We start from the raw sequence: 2190 nt of genomic DNA, 5'->3' as shown, positions 1-2190 counted from the left end.
GCTGGGTACGTGCTGAAGTTGAATTTAAGGCAAACGATAGGTTCATACCATTTGACGTATTAAAAGACCCTAGTGCCTATTTCATGGGTGCTTATCCTGTATTCGCTGACCTGTTTGATTATGAGCGTATTAATAAGCTAGAGATAATCCAAAAGATTTCGGAAATAACTTTGCAGCATAGCTTTGATTGGTTAAAGACCCAAGGCGGTAAATACTTTTCGTACTATAGTACTTTCATGAGTCCAGAAGAAATATTGGAAATGATAAAAAGCGATGACCCTGAAGACATACCGATACGGTTGCATTTACCCGATGAATTTGCGAAACAACAAGCAAAAATAGGGAATAAACTCATACCGTCATAACGCCTGTTGCGTACCCTAGGAGGAAGAGGAGGAACGACGATTGACGACGACGGTAGCATAAGGGCGAACTTACGACTTGAAAAATAACAAGTCTACAGTGCGAAAAAATGAGCAATGCAGTATCTTTAAATCCTTTGCCCTACAGTTAACAGTCTTTTGCTACCGTATGTCATAGGACATTACTTGTAGCCTGTAGCGCACTTGGCATCTGTTCGCCAAGGGCAAGCGTTAAGGCATTAAAACAGCTTATCAATACTCTAGAACAATTAATAATAAAATACTACTCACATGAGATAAAAGGTGCTAAGATGACAAATAAGCCAAAGCTAAGAAACAAAGTACAAAACCTTTATTTGAACGATAAGACCCATTCCACGCTAAAAGCATTAGCCGCTCATCAGGAGTCTACAATTCAGGCTACCGCGGCTCATTGGTTGGAAGAGATACAGCCAATAATGCAAGAGATGGTACAAGCATTTGATGATATCAAGGGTGGTGAGAACACCCAAAAGGTATTGCAGAATTTTATGGCTAAGAGCCTCCACATGGCGGCTGATAGTTTAGAAATAGATGATAAAGACGAAAAATAGGCAATAAAAAGCCCCTGATACGGACTGCAATCCTACAAGGGCTTACATAGAAACATTAAACGTAATTTCATCACACGTAACATTGTGACGTTGTGACTTCATTACATGTAACGTAGGAACATTATAACATGGTTACAAGCAATTCAAACAGTCAAAAGTACTCCGATACTCAGGCTATCCAAAACGATTACCCCACAGTCAGCCCCTCGGTGTTTGGTTCATCTATTACGTCAGTTGATACCCTCATTAATAACATGAGGGTTAATAATAAGATAAATCCACAATTCAAAACACAATGGCTCAAAAAACGTCAAAAAGTCATAGACTCCGCTATATCTACCACTGACACAATTATCATCAACGGTAAAAAACCAATACTCCAAACCATCAAAAGACCTGTTAATGGTCAAGTCGCTATCATTGATTGGCTGAACATCACGTTTGATATCTCCACCATCAACGAGAAGTACCGCCGTACCAATGAAGATGATGACCAGTACATGGCTCTATGTCAGGCTGCTGTAGCTGATTTCGCCCCTATGCTTGCTCGTATCTTTGGCAAAAAATACTCCGTTATATCTCAAAACCAAAACGGTGCTAATTTCTATAAGTATTCATTCAATTTCGGTGAAAACTACGGCAAAATTTGTATAGGCGGTCAACGTGATACTGTCTTAATCATGCTCAATGGCACTGGCTGCTCACTTGCTCCGCAAGGTTGGGAAACTTACATGTATCAATTCTTATCAAGCCTAGATGAGAAGACACAAAAACCAAAAATTACACGTATAGACTTAGCCCATGATGACCTAAAGGGTGAATATTTAGATGTCCATGTATTAGACCAATTAGAAACCGATGACCTATTTCATTGTGGTGGTGCGCCTCATACTGTTGGTCACTTAGGCAATTGGAAATATGATGACCCAAATAATAACGGTCTTACTCTAAATATTGGAAAACGTGATAGTGGAAAGTTCGCTCGTTTCTATGAGAAAGGCAAAAAACTAGGTGATAAAGACGGCGAATATTCACGCTGGGTACGTGCTGAAGTTGAATTTAAGGCAAACGATAGGTTCATACCATTTGACGTATTAAAAGACCCTAGTGCCTATTTCATGGGTGCTTATCCTGTATTCGCTGACCTGTTTGATTATGAGCGTATTAATAAGCTAGAGATAATCCAAAAGATTTCGGAAATAACTTTGCAGCATAGCTTTGATTGGTTAAAGACC

Annotated in this window: 2 protein-coding genes and 1 pseudogene; all 3 read left to right on the top strand. The window is 39.5% G+C overall.

The window, feature by feature from the left end; translation table 11 throughout:
- Positions 1–365 (top strand): annotated as a pseudogene (locus FOR85_RS12680) (hypothetical protein); the annotation flags it as partial.
- 308 nt (positions 366–673) lie between these two features.
- The gene (locus FOR85_RS12495) at positions 674–955 is read left to right on the top strand and encodes a hypothetical protein (protein ID WP_144298175.1); all 282 of its coding nucleotides are present in this window, start codon (positions 674–676) and stop codon (positions 953–955) included.
- A gap of 128 nt (positions 956–1083) precedes the next feature.
- On the top strand, positions 1084–2190 hold a 1107-nt coding region (locus FOR85_RS12490), incomplete at its 3' end, for a replication initiation factor domain-containing protein (RefSeq protein WP_144298174.1).

Origin of the sequence: Psychrobacter sp. YGAH215, from assembly GCF_007280595.1 — a bacterium.
GTDB lineage: Bacteria > Pseudomonadota > Gammaproteobacteria > Pseudomonadales > Moraxellaceae > Psychrobacter > Psychrobacter faecalis.
The sequence above is the reverse complement of the archived record's forward strand: the minus strand, read 5'-3'. Positions and strand labels throughout refer to the sequence as shown.

Coding starts and splice junctions, on each gene's coding strand:
- FOR85_RS12495 (WP_144298175.1), top strand. CDS start 674: ATGACAAATAAGCCAAAGCTAAGAAACAAAGTACAAAACCTTTATTTG.